This window comes from Ancylobacter terrae (genome assembly GCF_045108345.1).
Taxonomy (GTDB): domain Bacteria; phylum Pseudomonadota; class Alphaproteobacteria; order Rhizobiales; family Xanthobacteraceae; genus Ancylobacter.
This window is the reverse complement of the sequence record NZ_JBJGXH010000007.1, coordinates 1-17,300: the sequence shown is the minus strand read 5'-3', so window position 1 is coordinate 17,300 and position 17,300 is coordinate 1. Positions and strand designations below refer to the sequence as shown.

Genomic DNA, 17,300 nt, shown 5'->3' with positions numbered 1-17,300 from the left:
GCGGCTACCGGATAGCCCGCCCCAGCCGTCGCGGGACATCTGGATGGAACGGGCTCGCCGCCCGTTCCTCCGGCGTCGCGAGAGCGAGATCGCGGCAAACCGCGCCAATCGGGAGACCTGCTTTCAGGCTGTGGAGAGGATCGGCCCGAAAGTCACCGCCGAGAGCCTGAAGCGCTTCCCCGAGGTCGCCCGAGCCAAGCCGCCGAAGCAGCCGGGGAGTGTTACCGGGATCGCCTTCGAGCGTTCGCTCAACGCGCCGAGGTGGTGAACACGTCGAAGCTTCGCCTGATGGGAAACCATGCGGACCTGCAGCTCGAGAACGAGGACACGACGCTGGGGAAGCTCGTCGCGGACCTCTCGCGGGAGCGTGAAAGCTCCAGGATCATCCAGCCTGAAATCGATCCCCCGGATCGCGGCTCAGCGCAGCAGACCCGTGGTGGTCGCGTGGATCCGTTCGAAGTCGATCTCGATACCGAGGCCGGGCCGATCCGGCACGCGCACCATGCCGTTCGGGTCGACGACGAGATCGTCGATCACCCCGTATTTCTGCACGTCGTCGGGCAGGATCACCTCGAAGAATTCCGAGTTCGGAATGCCGCACATGATGTGCAGGTTGGCGACGTTGTTGACCGAGTTGCCGCCGTGATGGATCTCGAAGGTCATGCGGAACGCCTCGGCGAGATGGGCGGCCTTTACGCAGGCGGTGATGCCGCCCTTCACCGCGACATCGCCGCGCAGATAGTCGGTCGCCTGGGCCGTAATCCATGGCGCGTAGGCGTGGAAGCCGCCGGGCGAGAACTCCGTCGCGAGAATCGGGATGTCCAACTTCTGGCGCAGCTTCGCGCTGTTGTAGATGTCTTCCTCGGCGAGCGGATCCTCGAACCAGTAGAAGCCCATTTCTTCAATCGCTCGGCCTACCCGCACCGCCTCTGTATACGTATACATCCAGGTTGAATCGAGCATCAGCCGGTAGTCGTCGCCCACCGCCTTGCGCACGGCGGCGCAGACGGCGACGTCACCCTGCCAGCCTTTGCGCGGCGGGTGGATCTTGTAGGCGTGATAGCCGCGCGCCTTCGTGTCCAGCGCCTCCTCGACATACTCGGCAATCTCGGTGTGGCCCGGCGAACTCGCATAGGCCGGCACCGTCGTGCGCTGGCCGCCGATGAGCCGGTAGATGGGCAGGCCCGCGATCTTGCCGGCAAGATCCCACAGCGCCACGTCGACCGCGCCGATGCAGCGCCAGGTGGTGGAACGGAAGCGCTTGCAGATCGCCTGGTGCAGCGCCTCGCGATCGAGCGGGTCGCGGCCGAGCAGGATCGGCTTCAGCGTCTGCACCAGCGAGAGGGCATCGAGTTCGGACGATTTGGTGACGGAGCCGAGGAAGGCGTGCCCTTCCAGCCCCGCGTCCGTGCGGATGGTGACGAGCCCGAGTGTCGCAGTTCCGCGGGTGGGGGCGTTGTGGGGGCCGAATGTCAGGGCGCGGATGCCGCGCTGTTCGAACTGGGTGACGGTGACATCAACGATCTTCATCAGACCACCGCGTCCGTGCCGCCGCAGCCGGCTCCAGGATGGAGGACGGCGGCTCCGCGCCGACCTCACGGCCGGCGGCGACGATGTCCGACCAGGTCTTGGCGTCGATCGGGATGCCGTGGTCCCGACGCTCTGCCGTGGTCGCGGCCTCGACATCGCCGGGCAGCAGGACGTCGGCATTGCCCCCGCTCCGGACCCAGCCGACGAAGGTGTCGATCTCGGGGGACAGCGTGCCGGCGGTGCCGAGCCGCTCCGGCGAGATCAGGATCGAGAGCATGCAGTTGATGGTCGCGTTGCGCCGTTTCGGACCCGACTGCGTCTTGCCGCCGGTCAGCGCGGCGCCGAGCAATTCGCAGGCGAAGGACAGACCCCAGCCCTTATGGTCGCCGAACGGCAGCAGGATGCCCTTGGGCTGGCCGAACAGGATGGAGGGATCCGTCGTCGGTTCGCCCGCCGCCGTCAGCAGCGCGCCCGGCGGCAGCGGCTTGCCCTGGTTCATGGCCACGCGCACCTTGCCCACCGCCAGCTTGCTGGTGGCGAAATCGAGGATGACCGGCAGCTTGCCCTCGCGGGGGACACCGACCGAGAAAGGGTTGGTGCCCACCCGCGCCGCGACCCCGCCAAAGGGCGCGACCGAGGGATCGCTGACGACGTTGACGAAATGGATCGACACCAGCCCGGCATCGGCGCACTGCTCGGCCCAGTGACCGATGCGGCCCACATGATGGCTGTTGCGCAGGCCGATGAGCGCGACGCCGTTCGCCTGCGCCTTGGCGATGCCGATGGCCATGGCGTCATGCGCCATCACCTGCCCGTAGCCGCCCTTGCCGTCGCAGACCAGGAAGCCGTCGGTTTCGTTGACCCGCTCCAGCACCTGATTGGCGAGCAGGTCGCCGCACTTCAGGTTGCGGATATAGACCGGGATCGAGCCGACCCCATGGGAATCGTGACCGCGCAGGTTGGAGGCGACGAGGTGCCGGGCGATCAGCGCCGCCTCGCGCCCGGACGAGCCGGCGGCGCGGAAGATGTCGACGACGAAGTCGTGCAGCCGGGTCTCGTCGACGAGAACGTTCTGCGCCGCCACGATGGAACTCCTGTGTGATGGGGAATGGCCGCGGCCTCCGCGCGGGGGGCGACGCGCGCCGGCGACGTCGGAGGCGGGCAGGCCGTGCCCTCCCCGCCTCCGGTCACCGTGCAGGCGTCGCTCAGTTCACCTTGATCGGGGCGAGGTAGGGGGCCTCGATCGGCGAGAACTGCAGGCCGGAAATATTCGAGCGCGCCACATAGACGATCTTGAGATCGCCCCAGAAGATGCCGACGGCGTCGTCCCAGATCATCTGCGTGGCCTTGGCGTAGAGATCCTTGCGCTTTGCCTGGTCGCTCTCGGCCTTGGCCGCGAGCAGCAGCTTGTCGACCTCCGCGTTGGCGTAGTTCATCTCCTTGTTGGCGGAATAATAGAGGCGGCCCACCGTGTAGTCGGCGTCCAGCGTCAGCGCCGGGTTCGACGACAGCACCATGTCCCAGTTCATCTCGCGGAAATTCTGGGTGAAGATGGCGCGCTCCTGCTCAAGCGGCCGCACCTTCACGCCGATCGCGTCCCAGTAGGAAATGAAGGTCTGGGCGAAGTCGGAGATGCCTGGGAAGAAATTCTGGCCGAACAGAAGGCTGGTCTGAAAGCCGTTCGGCAGCCCGGCCTCGGCGAGCAGCGCCTTCGCCTTGGCGGGATCATAGGCGTACGGATCGAGCGGTGTGAAGCCGAACACCGTCTCGGGGATCACGTTGCGGGCGGGCGTTCCCGTCTCCGGCTTGAGATCGCGCAGCACCTTGGTGGTGTCGATGGCGTACCACATGGCGCGGCGCACGCGCGGATCGGTGAACGGCTTGCGCGCGGCATTGAACCAGATGTAGCCGTAGGTGGCGCTCGGCACCACGTCGACCTTCACGGCCCGGTCGCCGCGCAGCTGGGCGAGTTCGTCGTCGGAGAAGGCCCAGGCGATATCGACCTCGCCGTTGAGGATCGCCGTCACGCGGGCCGTCTGCTCGGGAATGTTGACGAACTGCAGGCCCTCGATCGTCGGCTTCGTGCCCCAGTAATCGGGGTTCGCCGTCACCGTCAGGCTGTCGCCCGGCGCGAAGTTCTTGATCTTGAACGGACCGGTGCCCGGCAGCACGACGCCGGCGCCGTATTCGTCCGGCGCCTTGGCTTTCAGCACCTCGGCGGGGGCGATCGACAGGAACGAGGTGATGCGCAGGAACGGGCCGACCGGGTTCTTGAGATGGAAGACGACGGTCTGCTTGTCGGGGGTGTCGACGCTCTCGAGCACCTTCCACTGGCTGGCGAGGCCGCCCTTGGCACGCGACAGCCGCTCGGCCGAGGCCTTCACGTCGGCGGAATCGAACGCGCTGCCGTCGTGGAACGTCACGCCCGGGCGCAGCTTGAACTCCCAGGTCTTGTCGTCGATCTGCCGCCAGCTTTCGGCCAGCACCGGAACGGGCGTGTCGCCCTCGAATTTCACCAGCGGCTCGAAGATCTGGCGGGCGACGAGGACCGATTCGCGCAGCAGCGCATTGGGTCCATGCGGGTCGATGTCGATAATGGTTCGCGGCGGCGACACCTTCACCACCTCGGCCGTGGCCGCGGTCGAGACCAGCGCCACGGCCAAGGCGAACAGAAGCCTCCTCATCGTGCTCCTCCCAGCGGATTTCTTGCGCCTGTGATCGGCGAGGCTCGCACTGAACCGTATTTGTAACTCAGATGTCAAGGTATCGACCAAAATTTGGTTGTTATTTGTAATAGGGCTATCTACAGCAAGGTCGCGGACACCTCGAATTCGCGAAATGCGGCTCCGCCTCGCTATTATGCCGCAGCGCATCCGAGCTCCCGCGGCGGGCCATGACAAATTGGGTGACGAATGGCGAACAAGTTTCGCGTGCTCCAGCTGGGGGCGCTGCCAGACCATGCGGTCGCCGCGCTTGAGGGCCGCTTCGATGTGATCACCGTGGCGGACGAGGCGGCGGCGCTGGCCGGCGCGGCCGATCTCGCCGACATACGGGGGGTGGCGACGAGCGGGAAGGTGCCGCTCGGAGCGGCGCTGCTGGGGAGGCTGCCGGCGTTGCAGATCATCTCCTGCCTCGGCGCCGGCACCGATGGCATAGACACCGAAGCGGCACGGGAGCGGAGCATCGCCGTGGCCACCACCTCGCACGTGCTCGCGTCCGACGTCGCCGACATTGCCATGGGCCTCATCATCGCGACCGTGCGGGACCTCCCGGGCGCCGATCGCTTCGTACGGGCGGGCGCGTGGGCCGCCGCCCGCTATCCCCTTGCCCGCTCGCTGGGCGGCGCACGGCTCGGCATTGTGGGTCTCGGCGCGATCGGCAGCGCGCTGGCCGGGCGCGCGCAGGCCTTCGGCATGGCGATCGGCTATCATGCCCGTCGGCTCGTGCCGGACACGCCCTATCCGCATTTCCAGAGCGTTACCGATCTCGCGACGTGGTGCGATGTCCTCGCCCTGTGCTGCCCCGGCGGGCCCTCGACCTATCGTCTGGTGAATGCGGAGGTGCTGGCCGCGCTGGGGCCGAACGGCTTCCTGATCAATGTCGCGCGCGGCTCGGTGGTCGACGAGGCGGCGCTGGCGGAGGCCTTGCAGGCTGGCACGATCGCGGGAGCCGGCCTCGACGTGTACGAGCACGAGCCGCACCCCCGCCCGGCCCTCATCGACGCGCCGCGGGTCGTGCTCCTGCCCCATATCGGCAGCGCGACGCGCGAAACACGCGACGCCATGGCCCGGGCGATGGTGGACGCGCTGGCGGCGCGGTTGGACGGGGCGGCGTGACGCGCCGGGAATGCCGCCCGATCAGGGACGATCGGTCACGGGGATCCGATTGATCATGTATTCGTACGCGCTCTGGATGTGGTAGCGCATGTACTCGCGCGCGTCATCCGCGAGGCGGCGCTCGATCAGGCGCAGGATCTCGCGGTGTTCGCCATTGATCCGGGTGCGGTGAGCCGCCGGATCCGGTGCCTTGGTGGCGCTGCACAGCCGCAGATAGACCTGGAAGCCGGGCTGCGAGATGACCATCTGCATCGACTTTTCCAGGAAGGGATTGTCCGCCGCGGCCACCACCGCCTGGTGGAAATCGAACGCCTCGAGCGGCTGCTGGCTGAAGGTCGGAAAATCGTAGGTCGCCGGATAGACGCACTCGCTGATCCGCTTCAGCGAGGCCGGGCCATGGCGCAACGCCGCGAAATAGGCCGCTTCGCTCTCGATCAGCAGGCGGAACTCGAAGCAGCGCTGCAGGTCGCGCACGCTCGCGCCCTGCAGTACCTCCGTGCGCTGGGGGACGCCGCTTTCGCCCTCATGGATGACGACGGTGCCCGACCCCTGCACCGAGCGCACCAGCCCCTTGTCGCGCAATTTGGCGATCGCCGATCGGACAACCGAACGAGACACCTGGAATTGCTGGGTGAGTTCGTTCTCGGTCGGCAGCTTGCCCTCGAAGGGAATGCGCCCTTCCTCGATCCAGGCGAGCAGCGAGCGATACACGACGTCGCTGCGGCTCCCCTCGCGCAACGGGGGCGCAACGTTCGGAAGCTCTGTCACAACCACGGGCGGCCTCGAATCCATACGGCAACTGCTAACACATTTCGTGGAAATTGGGCAAGCGTTTCGACAAATATTGGACAAATCAATTGACAGGCGAGCTGAAGTTCGTAATTTGGCGATGAATTTGTCACATAGATCCCGCGGACGAGGCTCCCTTGAAGAAGATCGCGATCTCGGACCTCCGGAGCCAGCGCTGGTACAACGCGCCGGCGATGCGCACCTTCAACCACCGCTCGCGCACCTTCCAGATCGGCTACTCCAAGGCCGATTTCGAGAACAAGCCGGTCATCGCCATCGTCAATACCTGGAGCGATTTCAACCAGTGCCACTCGCACTTCAAGCAGCGCGTGGAAGAGGTGAAGCGCGGGGTGTGGCAGGCGGGCGGCTTCCCGATCGAGGTCCCGGCGATCTCGCTCAGCGAGCCGATGATGAAGCCGACCACCATGCTCTACCGCAACCTGCTCGCCATCGAGACCGAGGAGGTGCTCCGCGCGCATCCGGTCGACGGCGCGGTGCTGATGGGCGGCTGCGACAAGACCACGCCCGGCCTGCTGATGGGCGCCTTCAGCATGAACCTGCCCTGCCTGTTCGTGCCGGCCGGCCCCATGCTCAACGCCCGCTGGCGCGGCCATACGCTCGGCAGCGGCAGCGACAACTGGAAGTTCTGGGACGAGAAGCGCGCCGGCAACATCACCGACGCGCAATGGCAGAGCATGGAGGAATCGATCGCCCGCTCGCCCGGCCACTGCATGACCATGGGCACCGCTTCGACGATGACGAGCGCGGCCGAGGCGCTGGGCATGACGCTGCCGGGCGCCGCCTCGATCCCCGCGCCCGATTCCAATCACATCCGGATGGCGTCCGATTCCGGGCGCCGCATCGTCGAGATGGTGTGGGAGGATCAGCGTCCGAAGGATTTCATCGACATGCGCTCCTTCGAGAACGCGGTCGGCGTGGTGATGGCGCTGGGCGGCTCCACCAACGCGGTCATTCACCTGATCGCCATGGCGCGCCGGCTGTCGATCCCGCTCGACCTCGAGGCCTTCGACCGCATTTCGCGCCGTACGCCGGTGCTGGCCAATCTGCGCCCCGCCGGCAAGTTCCTCATGGAGGATTTCTACTATGCCGGCGGGCTGCGGGCACTGATCCGCAACATGCTCGGCCTGCTCAATGGCGACAGCCTCACCGTCAACGGCCGCACGCTGGCCGAGAACGTCGCCGACGCCGACTGCTTCGACGCCGACGTCATCCGCCCGCTCGACAACCCGATCCTGGCGGACGGGGGACTGGTGGTGCTCAAGGGCACGCTGGCCCCGCGCGGGGCGGTGATCAAGCCGGCGGCCGCCACGCCGTCACTGATGAAGCATCGCGGCCGGGCCGTCACCTTCTCCAGCCGCGACGACCTCGCCAAGCGCATCGACGACCCCGACCTCGACATCACCGAGAGCGACGTGATCGTGCTGAAGGGCGCCGGACCGGTGGGCGCCCCCGGCATGCCGGAATGGGGCGCGCTGCCGGTGCCGAAGAAGCTGCTGAAGCAGGGCGTGCGCGACATGCTGAGGATTTCCGACGCCCGCATGAGCGGCACCAGCTTCGGGGCGTGCGTGCTGCACGTCTCGCCCGAAGCCGCGCGGGGCGGCCCGCTGGCGTTGGTCGAGGACGGCGACATCATCGAGATCGACGTCGCCGAGCGACGGCTCGACCTGCTCGTGCCGGAGGAGGAGCTGGCGCGCCGGCGCGCCGCATGGCGCGAGCCCGAACCCTACTATTCGCGCGGCTATGGCGCGATGTTCGCAAAGCACGTGACCTCGCCGGACGAGGGCTGCGACTTCGATTTCCTCGGCCCGGCCGGCGAGACGCCCGAGCCAAAGATCTACTGACCGCCGATCCTCACGCTTCCCGCCTCTCCCGCATCTCAGGGCCGCCCGATGACGAACGAAGCCGACCACGCCATTGTCGATCGCCTCAAGCGCTGCGGCACCGCCACGATCTCGACCATCCTGACCAAGCGCGGGTTGAACCACGCGTTCATGTACGGCGTCGCGCCGCTGCCCGGCTCCCGGCCGCGCATGGTCGGTCGCGCCTTCACCCTGCGCTCGGTGGCGATGCGCGAGGACAAGCTCGCCGCGGACAAGGCGATGGACCCCCGGCTCAACCTGCAGCGCCGCGCGACCGAGGAATGCGGCGTCGGCGAGGTGCTGGTGATCGACTGCCGCGGCGACGTCCAGGGCGCGAGCGGCGGCCTGATGCTGTTCGAGCGCATGCGCGTGCGCGGCTGCGCCGGCGTCGTCTCGGACGGGGGCATACGCGATGCGTGGGAAATTGCCGAGAGCGGATTCCCCGTCTACGCCAAGGCCGTGTGCCCGCCCAACAGCACGCTCGCCCACCGCTTCATCGAGCTCAACGTGCCCGTTACCTGCGGCGGCGCGGCGGTCTACCCCGGCGACTTCATCGTCGCCGACCCGGACGGCGTCATGGTGATCCCGCAGGAGATCGCGGACGAGGTGGCGAGCGAAGCCCTCGCCTACGAGCAGCAGGAGGCGTTCATCCTCGAGCGGCTGCGTGGCGGCGCCTCGATCTACGGCACCTATCCGCTCGACGAGGCGGGACTCGCCGATTATGCGGCCTGGCGCACGGCGCGGGACCGGGGTTGACTGGCCCGGCTCGGCGGCCAGCGTGTCGCCGGCCTCCACATGCCCGGGGGAGGAACGCAGCCCGTGACTGTGCACGACATCACCACCGCCGCCCCGCCGACGGCGGCGCTCCTGTCGGTGCGCGACCTCTCGGTCCGCGCCGGCGCCTTGCCGCTGGTCCACGGCATCAGCTTCGACCTCGAGCCGGGGACGATGACGGCGCTGGTCGGCGAGTCCGGCAGCGGCAAGAGCCTGACGGCACAGGCCATACTCGGCCTGCTCGACCGTGAGATCTATGCCGTCGCCGGCACGGCGATGGCCTTCCAGGGCGAGGCGATCGGCTTCGACGGACGACGCCGGCCGCGGGGATTCCACGGCGAGCTCACCGGCTATGTCATGCAGGATCCGTCCTCGGCGCTCGATCCGACCATGACGGTGGGCCGCCAGATCGCGGAGATGTTCGTCGTCCATCGGGGCATGGACCGGCGCTCGGCCCTGCGGGAAGCGGCGCGCATGCTCGACCGCGTTCGCATTCCCAACGCCGGCGCTCGCATCGGCGACTATCCGCACCAGTTCTCCGGCGGCATGAAGCAGCGTGTGCTGATCGCCATGGCCGTCGCGCTCTCCCCCCGCCTGCTGGTCGCCGATGAGCCGACCACCGCCCTCGACGTGACGGTTCAGGCCGACATCCTCGCTTTGATCGACGACCTGCGCCGGGAGATGCGGATGGCCGTGCTGATCATCACCCATGATTTCGGCGTGGTGTACCAGTGCGCCGACCGCGTGATGGTGATGTATGCCGGCAAGCTGGTCGAAGGCGGGGCGACGCTGCAGGTCACCGAGCGCGGCCGCCATCCCTATACCCGCGGGCTGATCGCCTCGATCCCCGATCTCGACGACCTCGATCGCCCCGTCGTGGCGATCCCCGGCCAGCCGCCGCGGCCGGAGCGGAGCTGGGACGGCAGTTGCGCCTTCGAGCCGCGCTGTTCGTTCAAGGCGCCACGCTGCGCCGCTGCGGCCCCCGACATGGAAACGCTCGGCGACGGCGCGCTGGTGCGCTGCTTCGAATGGCGGCGCGTGGAAGAGAGGCCGTCATGACGCAGGTTCTCGCCGTCGAGCATCTCAACTTCGGCTACCCGGTCGCCGGGCTGATGTCGGGGAACGGCGTCGCGATCAAGGCCCTCGACGATGTATCGCTGGCGGTCGAGCCCGGCCGCGTGCTCGGCATCGTCGGCGAGTCCGGCAGCGGCAAGAGCACGCTGCTGCGCACCATCGTCGGCCTCAATCGCGGCTACACCGGCACGATCCGCTACCGGGGCGAGCCGGTCGACCACGCGGCGCGCCCCACCCGCCGCGCACCATTCGTCGCCGGCGTCCAGATGATCTTCCAGGACCCCGGCGGCAGCCTCAATCCGTTCAAGACGATACGCCAGACGCTGACCGCCGCGCTGGCGCGTTCGCCCTCCCCGCGGGCGGGCGCCGCGGCGCTCGAGGCCCTGCTCCATCAGGTCGGCATGAATGCCTCGGCTCTGGAGCGGCGCCCGTCCGAGTTCTCGGGCGGCCAATTGCAGCGGCTGGCGATCGCGCGGGCGCTGGCCTGCGATCCCGCGGTGCTGCTCTGCGACGAGCCCACCTCCGCGCTCGACGTGTCGATCCAGGCGCAGATCCTCGATCTGTTCGGGCGGCTGAAGCGGGAAGGCCGGGCTTTCATCTTCGTCACCCACAATCTCAGCGTGCTCGGCCACATCGCCGATACGATCGCGGTGATGCACCGTGGCCGCGTGATCGAAGTCGGCCCGGCGCGCGAACTCATCGCCGCGCCGCAGCAGCCCTACACCGCCGCGCTGATCGCGGCTTCGCCGCGACTGAAAGAGCGCGGCGTGCTGCTGGAGCATGCGCGCCGTCGCCTCGCCCCGGTGCCGGCGGAGGCCGCATCATGATCGCCTTTATCGCCACGCGGCTGTTCAACGCGTTCGCGACGCTCATTGCGGCGGTGATCGCCACCTTCGTCATGATCCGCATCGCGCCCGGCGATCCGGTGCTGGTGCTGCTCGGCGATCTCGCCACGCCCGACCAGATCGCGGCGGCCCGCATCCAGTACGGCCTCGACCGGCCGATCTACGAGCAGTTGCTGATCTATGTCGGCAAGGCGTTCACGCTCGACTTCGGCAATTCGGTCATTCAGGGCCGGCCGGCGATCGACATCGTCGCGCAGCGCATGGTGGCGACGCTGACCCTCGGCGCGGTGACCTTCGCCCTGGTGATCGCCGTCGCCGTGCCGCTCGGCCTCGCGGCCGCGCTGTGGCGCGAGCGCTGGTTCGACCGTGCGACCTCCAGCGCGTCGCTGGTGGTGCTGGGAATTCCCGATTTCTGGCTGGGGCTGGTGTTCATCCTCGTCTTCGCCCGCTGGCTGCAGATCCTGCCGAGCTCGGGCTGGTCGTCGCCGAGCGCGATCGTCCTGCCGGCGATCACGCTCGCCCTGCCACTCATCGCGGTCAATATGCGGCTGATGCGCAACGAGGCGATCGGCGTGCTGAACGCCAACATGGTCAAGATACTGCGCGCCAAGGGCGTGCCGACGGGGCGCATCGTCAGCCACCACGTGCTGCGCAACGCGCTGCTGCCGGTGCTGACCGTCGGCGGCGTGCAGTTCGGCCACCTGCTCGGCGGCGCGGTGATCGTCGAGACGGTGTTCGGCTGGCCCGGCCTCGGCAAGGAACTCATCACGGCGATCAGCTACCGCGACTATGCGGTGGTGCAGACCTGCATATTCGTCATGACCTTCCTGGTCGTGGCGGTGAATTTCGCGGTCGATTTCGGCTACCGGCTGGTCGACCCGCGCCTGCGGCGGAGCTGAACGTGACGGCAACGAGCCTCTCCTCCCCCACCGCGACGTCGCGTCTCGCCCCCACCGAGATGCTGGCGCTGGCCTTCGTCGCGCTGTTTGTCGTGGTCGGGGTCGCAGGCCCCTATCTGGTCGATTTCAACCCGGCCGCGACCGACACCGCCGCCCGGCTGAAGCCGCCCCTCACGACGCTCGCCAATGGCAGCATCGCCTGGTTCGGCACCGATGCCGTGGGCCGCGACGTCGCCAAACAGGTGATCTACGGGGCGCGTGTCTCGCTCGTCGTGGGCTTCACCGCGGCGGCGGTCGCCACCGCGTTCGGCATTGTGATCGGGGTCTGGGCCGGATGGGCGGGCCGGCGCACCGAGCAGTTCCTGATGCGCATCGTGGATATCCAGCTCGCCTTTCCCTCGATCCTCATCGCGGTCTTCCTGGCCGCCTTCATCCAGCCGAGCCTGCTTTCCGTCATCCTCATCCTGGCGGTCACGCGCTGGGCGGTGGTGGCCCGCGTCGCCCGCGCCATCACGGCGCGCACGCTCGCCAAGAGCTATGTCGAGGCGGCGATCATCTCGGGCGAGAGCACCTGGCGGATCGTGCGCGACTGCATCCTGCCCAATCTGTGGATTCCGCTGCTGATCCTGATGTCCGCGGAGCTCAGCCTCATCATCCTGGCGGAGGCTTCGCTCGGCTTCCTCGGCCTCGGCACGCCGGTCGACGTTCCGTCCTGGGGTCGCATCATCTCCTCCGGCCGCAACTATCTCGCCAATGCCTGGTGGATCGCCACGCTGCCGGGCTTCGTCATCGTCGTGGTCGTCGTATCGATCGGGGGGGCGGGCGAAGTCCTGCGCCGGCGACTCGGTCGCGGCGTCTCGACGGCGCTGTAGAAAGCCGGTCGCGATGATCTTCGATTTCTGCGTCGTCGGCGGCGGCATCGTCGGGCTCGCCACCGCATTGGAGCTCATGCGACAGAGGCCTGGCGCGAGCCTCGTCCTGATCGAGAAGGAAGAGAGCGTCGGCCACCACCAGACCGGCCACAACAGCGGCGTCATCCATGCCGGCATCTACTATGCGCCGGGCAGCCTGAAGGCACGGCTCTGCGTCGCGGGCCTGCACGCCACGAAGGCGTTCTGCGACGAGCACGCGATACCGTACGAGACCTGCGGCAAGCTGATCGTGGCGACGAACGCGGTCGAGCTCGCCCGGATCGAGGCGCTCCATGCGCGCGCCACCGCCAACGGGCTCACGCTTTCCCATGTCAGCGCCGGCGAACTGCGCGAAATCGAGCCGAACATCACCGGCATCGGCGCGCTGCTCAGCCCGGAGACGGCAATCGTGAGCTATCGCCGGGTCTGCGAGACGATGGCAGCGCTGCTCCGCGACGCCGGTGCGGAGCTGCGGCTCGGCCAGCGGGTGACCGCGATCACCGAGGAGACCGACGGCGTCACGGTCGTCACCGATGCGGGGGAGTTCCGGACGCGACGGCTGGTGTGCTGCGGCGGGTTGCAATCCGATCGGCTGGCGCGCATGGCCGGGGCGAAGGCGGACTTCCGGATCGTGCCGTTCCGCGGCGAGCACTTCCGGCTGTCGGCACATCGCCGCGCGATCGTGCGGCACCTGATCTATCCGGCACCGGCGCCCGATCTGCCGTTCCTCGGTGTTCATCTCACCCGCATGATCGACGGCAGCGTGACGGTCGGGCCGAACGCGGTGCTGGGGTTTTCACGCGAAGGCTATCCGCACCTGTCGTTCGATCTCCGCGACACCGCCGATCTCGCGGCCTATGGCGGCTTCTGGAAACTCGTCTGGCAGAACCGCCGCCACGCCGCGCACGAATTGAGAAACTCGCTCTGGCGACGGGGTTATCTCGCCGAGTGCCGTAAATATTGCCCCGAACTGACCCTCGACGACCTGACACCGCATCCCGCCGGCATCCGCGCCCAAGCGGTCACCTCGGCAGGCATTGCCCTCCACGATTTTCTCTTTGCCGAAACGGGACGGACGCTGCACGTCTGCAACGCTCCATCGCCGGCCGCGACCTCGGCGATACCGATCGCCCGCATGATTGTGGCGAAGGTGCTGAATTGACGCGTTCGCCATGTAGGCTGCGTTCGCCCCATATGACCTCGGCAGATGAGAGGGCCACTGCGGTGACGTCGCCGGCCCCCGCCTGGCGCGTGAGCAGGTGCTGCTGCAGGGGCCGCAACGCCAGCGGCATCCCGGCGAAGGGCCCGCCCCACCAGATCCAAGCACGTCATTGAAATGATTGGCGCACCGTGCCGGGTGAAGATGACAACTATGTCTACTCCATTGCCCTCTAAGGCCCCCCTTTTGCGAGAAACGAGGCTTGCGGCTCCCCGGAGCTGGGTCGGCAGCTCGCTGTTCATCATTTCAAGCCGATCTTGATGGCTACGATCAGGGATTTGTGCATGGCGGAAATCGGCGCAATTGATCGCTCAGATTCGACCGAATGATCGAGCAATCACTCTCCGGCCTCCAGATCTGCGCCGGCAGTAGATCCCACGTCGATGGATCGATTGGGCACCCCTGCAAATCGGTCCCGGTAGCCAGGGAGGCAGGTGCAATCGCGCGAACGCCAGATACCAATGATCCCGATCACGCTATCCGCGCTTTCCGGGGGTATTCGCATGCGGCCGTCGCGAAGGGAGAGATAGAGCGCGTCGATGGCGGATTGATCGCCGAGGGTGGAAAGCGCGGATGGATGACGGAAGATGTCCAGTGACCAGGCCGCCGCTCGCGCTTTGACGAGAGCGCGAGCTCGTCCCCTTCTCTCGTCGATGACGGGTAAGAAGCTTCTGGCCGAAGCGACAGCGATCGTTGCCGCCTCACCATCGTCCAGCGAAAGCGCGATTGACGTGAGTTCGTAGAAAATCTCGTACTCCGCCTCGGTCAAACCGGCGAGCGTTACGGTTCCATTCGCCATGAGACTATACAGGAAGCCGTGCTCCCCGTTCCTGCGGCTCGTCTCGTGTTCCAGTTCTCCAGCCACGATCTCCGGGACGAGAATATCGTTGGGAATGGCGGCGAGTATCCGTTCGCCGTATTTGCTGGCGTGGAGGTTGATCAGAACGCTGGTGTCGAGAACCAGCGGGTCCGCGATATCAATCAGGGAGCTTAAGCAACTCATCCGTCTCTCTTTCCTCAAGCTCGATTTGATCAACAATGCCGCGAAGCTCCACTCGGCCCACCTCCAGCAGCTCCGCCAATTGTCCTTCCGACATCAATCCGCGTTTCCAGGCGGCGTGCGCCATAAGGCTAAGGCGGTGCGAGATCGGTCGATCGGCGTCACTCTTTGCCGGATCGCGGCGATCCGTCATTTCGCCCAGGATCTCCCGAACATGGTCATCGGTGATGCCGCCGTTGTTCTCGAACCAGGCCCAGGTGCCGCGCTTGACGAGACCCAATTCTTCGAGCCTGAGACCGCAAGCCTGGCGCGAGATATTGTACTGTTGGGCAAGGAGGATAATCAGGCGTCGGGTCGTCTTGCCGGTTATCTCCTTCAGTTGGCGAAAGCTTTCCGAGAAGCTCTCAGCAGGCGTCAGGAACGCGCGACCAAAGGCGTTTGCGTAGCGTTCATCGCGCGACAGGAATTTCTCATCATCCTCGAGCACTTCCGGGGTTTGCCGAGTGCCATAGAAATGGCCGATTTCATGAGCCGCGGATTGGATGCGACGTGGCAATGGATGGTTGGCGTTGAGAAGAATGCAGGCGCCGATGCTTTCATCGTAAGTGAACAGGCCCGCCACCTTCGAGTTCGAAGAAAGGCGGCGCTGATACAAGCGGATGCCGAGGCCCAGCTCGATAACCGAAAAGATGTCGGCTATCGCCCCTGGTCCGAGACCCAGCCAGTCGCGCAGTTCCTTGGCATGCGTTTCAGCCAACGCAACAACGTCACCGTCATTGATGCCGCGCGCCGGCGGGTAATTTCTACGCCGCTGGATCCCTAGAATGTTCTCCATTTCAACGTCCGCCTTGATCAGATCGTTGAAGAGCAGAATGGCCTCGGTGGTGTGTGCGTCTTCCGTCTCACGCAGTTTCCAGAAGCGGGGCATCAAATCGGTGTGGACGGCTTCTCTGCGAAGGAGGGCGTTCACAGACACGCCGTAGTGACGAGCCAGCATCTGGATTTCCTGGATGCGCACACGGCGCACGCCCTTCTCGATGGATACCAACGTCGGGCGAGACATGCCTATGACCTGGGCCGCGTCATCCTGCCGGATATCCGCGTTCTCCCGCGCAATGCGCAGTCGGCGTCCTATTTCTTGCGCGCTCAGCTCATTCAAATCGGCCATAGCGCCCTCCATCCATCCAGCTCTTCAAAAAGCTTTGTTCTCCTTGCGCGGACAGAAATGCCCGCCATTCCACCGCATGCGTACCCAACATTGTCCTTAGCTTCGTCAGCGTTTCCTCAGTGCTTTCCCCGATTGCCGCCCCGATCTGCGAGGCGTGGACGCGAAGGGCGTCATCAGGCAAGCCGGCGAGCTCGGCAAGGTGCTGCAGATGCCGTGCGCCCACGCTGCCATATTCGACCATTATGTCCCGATCGGCCTTCAGGGGGATAACGGATAGGGCGCCGCTCGCGTCAGTGGCGGCTAGATCGGACACCACATAAGCGTCTCGTGCCTCGTTAACACCAACTGCATGCAAACTAACGCGCCTGAGCAAAGCGTCCGAGCAGTTTGACGATCTCGAAAGGATCTCTAGTCACCCTGCTTTCCCCAGCTCAGCGCGCATCCACTCAGTCAGTTCTTCGTCCAACGCAGCGTCCACATATACGTCGCAACGGGGCGCGATCCCCGCCTTCACGTCGATCACCAGATGAAGCCCAACCAAATACCCGTAAGCCCCGGCCTGTTCCGTCATCCCCTTGAGCTTCCAGATGTCCCCATCGAAGTCCTTGTTGGTCGACTTCTTGACCTCGACGACGAGCAAATTTTCACGCTTACCGACCCGATGTACGATCAGGTCGGGGACAATCGCGTCCTTCCCAATCATCTCATCATCGCTCAGGTCATAGCGAAGGCGTTTGATCACATCCTCTGGGCGATTCCATTCCAGATCGATCGACCAGCCGGCATATTCCCCATGCAGGAGATCCCGAATCCGAGCGACAAGCGCGCGCTCCGCAGGATCCGCATAGGCAAGATCCTCATCCTGCAGAAGCACGCGCACCGCAGCCGCGAATACTGAAATTATTTCTTGCAATTCACCCCTCATGACATTAATTTACCTTGAAATAACTCAATGAAAATGGGGACCGCGACGTTAAAACCGCATTCGTTCTTAAGAAGGCGAAACCCAACACTCTTTACTTTTCTTATATGCATACCGATGGCATCGGGCTCCCGCGAAATTCTGTCAGGAAACCCCAGCCATACCAATTTTTTCGGAGCTGCTTTCCGTGACCGAACAGCAATCGCACTCATCGCAATGGCTTGCCTGGATGAATGACTATGTCGACGCTGCCACTCTTTGCGCGGATGTGGTTGCGGCGGTTGTCGGCGGCAATAGAAGGCAATGAGCGGATTTTGGCGTGCCACGCCGGGTGAAGATGACAGCTACTTCTACGCCATAGCCCTCTAAACCGGCACTAGAGCGGAAGCCGATCATATTGGATCATATCCAGCGGCTTCGAAGAAGTTCTGGCACTGCTGTGGCGTGAAGAGA

17 protein-coding genes are annotated in these 17,300 nt (G+C 65.8%); 9 read left to right on the top strand and 8 right to left on the bottom strand.

The genetic code is table 11. The features are described from left to right. Positions 1–43 precede the first annotated feature (43 nt). Positions 44–268, top strand: coding sequence for a hypothetical protein (locus tag ACEUEL_RS22045; RefSeq protein ID WP_405710435.1), 225 nt, complete (start codon positions 44–46; stop codon positions 266–268). Positions 269–417: 149 nt separating this feature from the next. Here ACEUEL_RS22045 and ACEUEL_RS22040 read toward each other — a convergent pair whose 3' ends face one another. The 3 genes from ACEUEL_RS22040 to ACEUEL_RS22030 form a co-directional block, all read right to left on the bottom strand. Further along, positions 418–1,530 (bottom strand): enolase C-terminal domain-like protein, encoded by a 1,113-nt coding sequence (locus ACEUEL_RS22040; protein ID WP_405710433.1) that lies wholly within the window; start codon positions 1,528–1,530, stop codon positions 418–420. Then, complete coding sequence (locus tag ACEUEL_RS22035) at positions 1,517–2,614, bottom strand: malate/lactate/ureidoglycolate dehydrogenase (protein ID WP_405710430.1); 1,098 nt, start codon at positions 2,612–2,614, stop codon at positions 1,517–1,519. The genes ACEUEL_RS22040 and ACEUEL_RS22035 overlap by 14 nt, the downstream gene beginning before the upstream one ends. A 121-nt stretch (positions 2,615–2,735) precedes the next feature. Next, positions 2,736–4,214, bottom strand: a complete 1,479-nt coding sequence (locus tag ACEUEL_RS22030) for an ABC transporter substrate-binding protein (RefSeq protein WP_405710427.1) — start codon at positions 4,212–4,214, stop codon at positions 2,736–2,738. A 228-nt stretch (positions 4,215–4,442) separates the two neighbouring features. On the opposite strand from ACEUEL_RS22030, the gene ACEUEL_RS22025 reads away from it, so the two are divergent. Next, on the top strand, positions 4,443–5,366 hold the full coding sequence (locus tag ACEUEL_RS22025; RefSeq protein WP_405710424.1) for a 2-hydroxyacid dehydrogenase: 924 nt from the start codon (positions 4,443–4,445) through the stop codon (positions 5,364–5,366). Between the two features lie 21 nt (positions 5,367–5,387). On the opposite strand, the gene ACEUEL_RS22020 is transcribed toward ACEUEL_RS22025, so the two are convergent. Beyond that, entirely contained in the window at positions 5,388–6,077 is a 690-nt protein-coding gene (locus tag ACEUEL_RS22020; RefSeq protein WP_405710421.1) for a FadR/GntR family transcriptional regulator, read from the bottom strand. A 215-nt stretch (positions 6,078–6,292) separates the two neighbouring features. On the opposite strand from ACEUEL_RS22020, the gene araD reads away from it, so the two are divergent. The 7 genes from araD to lhgO all read left to right on the top strand — a co-directional run bounded on the left by araD (position 6,293) and on the right by lhgO (position 13,700). Then, on the top strand, positions 6,293–8,017 hold the full coding sequence (gene araD / locus ACEUEL_RS22015) for an L-arabinonate dehydratase (protein ID WP_405710418.1): 1,725 nt from the start codon (positions 6,293–6,295) through the stop codon (positions 8,015–8,017). 48 nt (positions 8,018–8,065) lie between these two features. After that, positions 8,066–8,791, top strand: a complete 726-nt coding sequence (locus tag ACEUEL_RS22010) for an RraA family protein (RefSeq protein ID WP_405710415.1) — start codon at positions 8,066–8,068, stop codon at positions 8,789–8,791. Positions 8,792–8,854: 63 nt separating this feature from the next. Then, the gene (locus ACEUEL_RS22005) at positions 8,855–9,868 is read left to right on the top strand and encodes an ABC transporter ATP-binding protein (protein ID WP_405710412.1); all 1,014 of its coding nucleotides are present in this window, start codon (positions 8,855–8,857) and stop codon (positions 9,866–9,868) included. After that, positions 9,865–10,710, top strand: a complete 846-nt coding sequence (locus ACEUEL_RS22000; RefSeq protein WP_405710409.1) for an ABC transporter ATP-binding protein — start codon at positions 9,865–9,867, stop codon at positions 10,708–10,710. Before ACEUEL_RS22005 ends, ACEUEL_RS22000 begins: the two co-directional genes overlap by 4 nt. After that, positions 10,707–11,627, top strand: a complete 921-nt coding sequence (locus tag ACEUEL_RS21995) for an ABC transporter permease (protein WP_405710407.1) — start codon at positions 10,707–10,709, stop codon at positions 11,625–11,627. Before ACEUEL_RS22000 ends, ACEUEL_RS21995 begins: the two co-directional genes overlap by 4 nt. A gap of 2 nt (positions 11,628–11,629) precedes the next feature. Continuing rightward, positions 11,630–12,499 carry an ABC transporter permease gene (locus ACEUEL_RS21990; RefSeq protein WP_405710404.1) on the top strand — a complete coding sequence of 290 codons (870 nt, stop codon included), beginning with the start codon at positions 11,630–11,632 and terminating at the stop codon, positions 12,497–12,499. A gap of 13 nt (positions 12,500–12,512) precedes the next feature. Beyond that, positions 12,513–13,700 carry an L-2-hydroxyglutarate oxidase gene (lhgO, locus tag ACEUEL_RS21985; RefSeq protein ID WP_405710401.1) on the top strand — a complete coding sequence of 396 codons (1,188 nt, stop codon included), beginning with the start codon at positions 12,513–12,515 and terminating at the stop codon, positions 13,698–13,700. Between the two features lie 394 nt (positions 13,701–14,094). On the opposite strand, the gene ACEUEL_RS21980 is transcribed toward lhgO, so the two are convergent. The 4 genes from ACEUEL_RS21980 to ACEUEL_RS21965 all read right to left on the bottom strand — a co-directional run bounded on the left by ACEUEL_RS21980 (position 14,095) and on the right by ACEUEL_RS21965 (position 16,850). Next, positions 14,095–14,760, bottom strand: coding sequence for a DNA-binding protein (locus ACEUEL_RS21980; RefSeq protein ID WP_405710399.1), 666 nt, complete (start codon positions 14,758–14,760; stop codon positions 14,095–14,097). Continuing rightward, entirely contained in the window at positions 14,735–15,925 is a 1,191-nt protein-coding gene (locus ACEUEL_RS21975; RefSeq protein WP_405710396.1) for an ImmA/IrrE family metallo-endopeptidase, read from the bottom strand. The genes ACEUEL_RS21980 and ACEUEL_RS21975 overlap by 26 nt, the downstream gene beginning before the upstream one ends. Next, entirely contained in the window at positions 15,909–16,166 is a 258-nt protein-coding gene (locus ACEUEL_RS21970; protein ID WP_405710393.1) for a hypothetical protein, read from the bottom strand. Before ACEUEL_RS21970 ends, ACEUEL_RS21975 begins: the two co-directional genes overlap by 17 nt. Positions 16,167–16,337: 171 nt before the next feature. Next, positions 16,338–16,850, bottom strand: coding sequence for a hypothetical protein (locus ACEUEL_RS21965; protein WP_405710390.1), 513 nt, complete (start codon positions 16,848–16,850; stop codon positions 16,338–16,340). Positions 16,851–17,300: the final 450 nt, after the last annotated feature.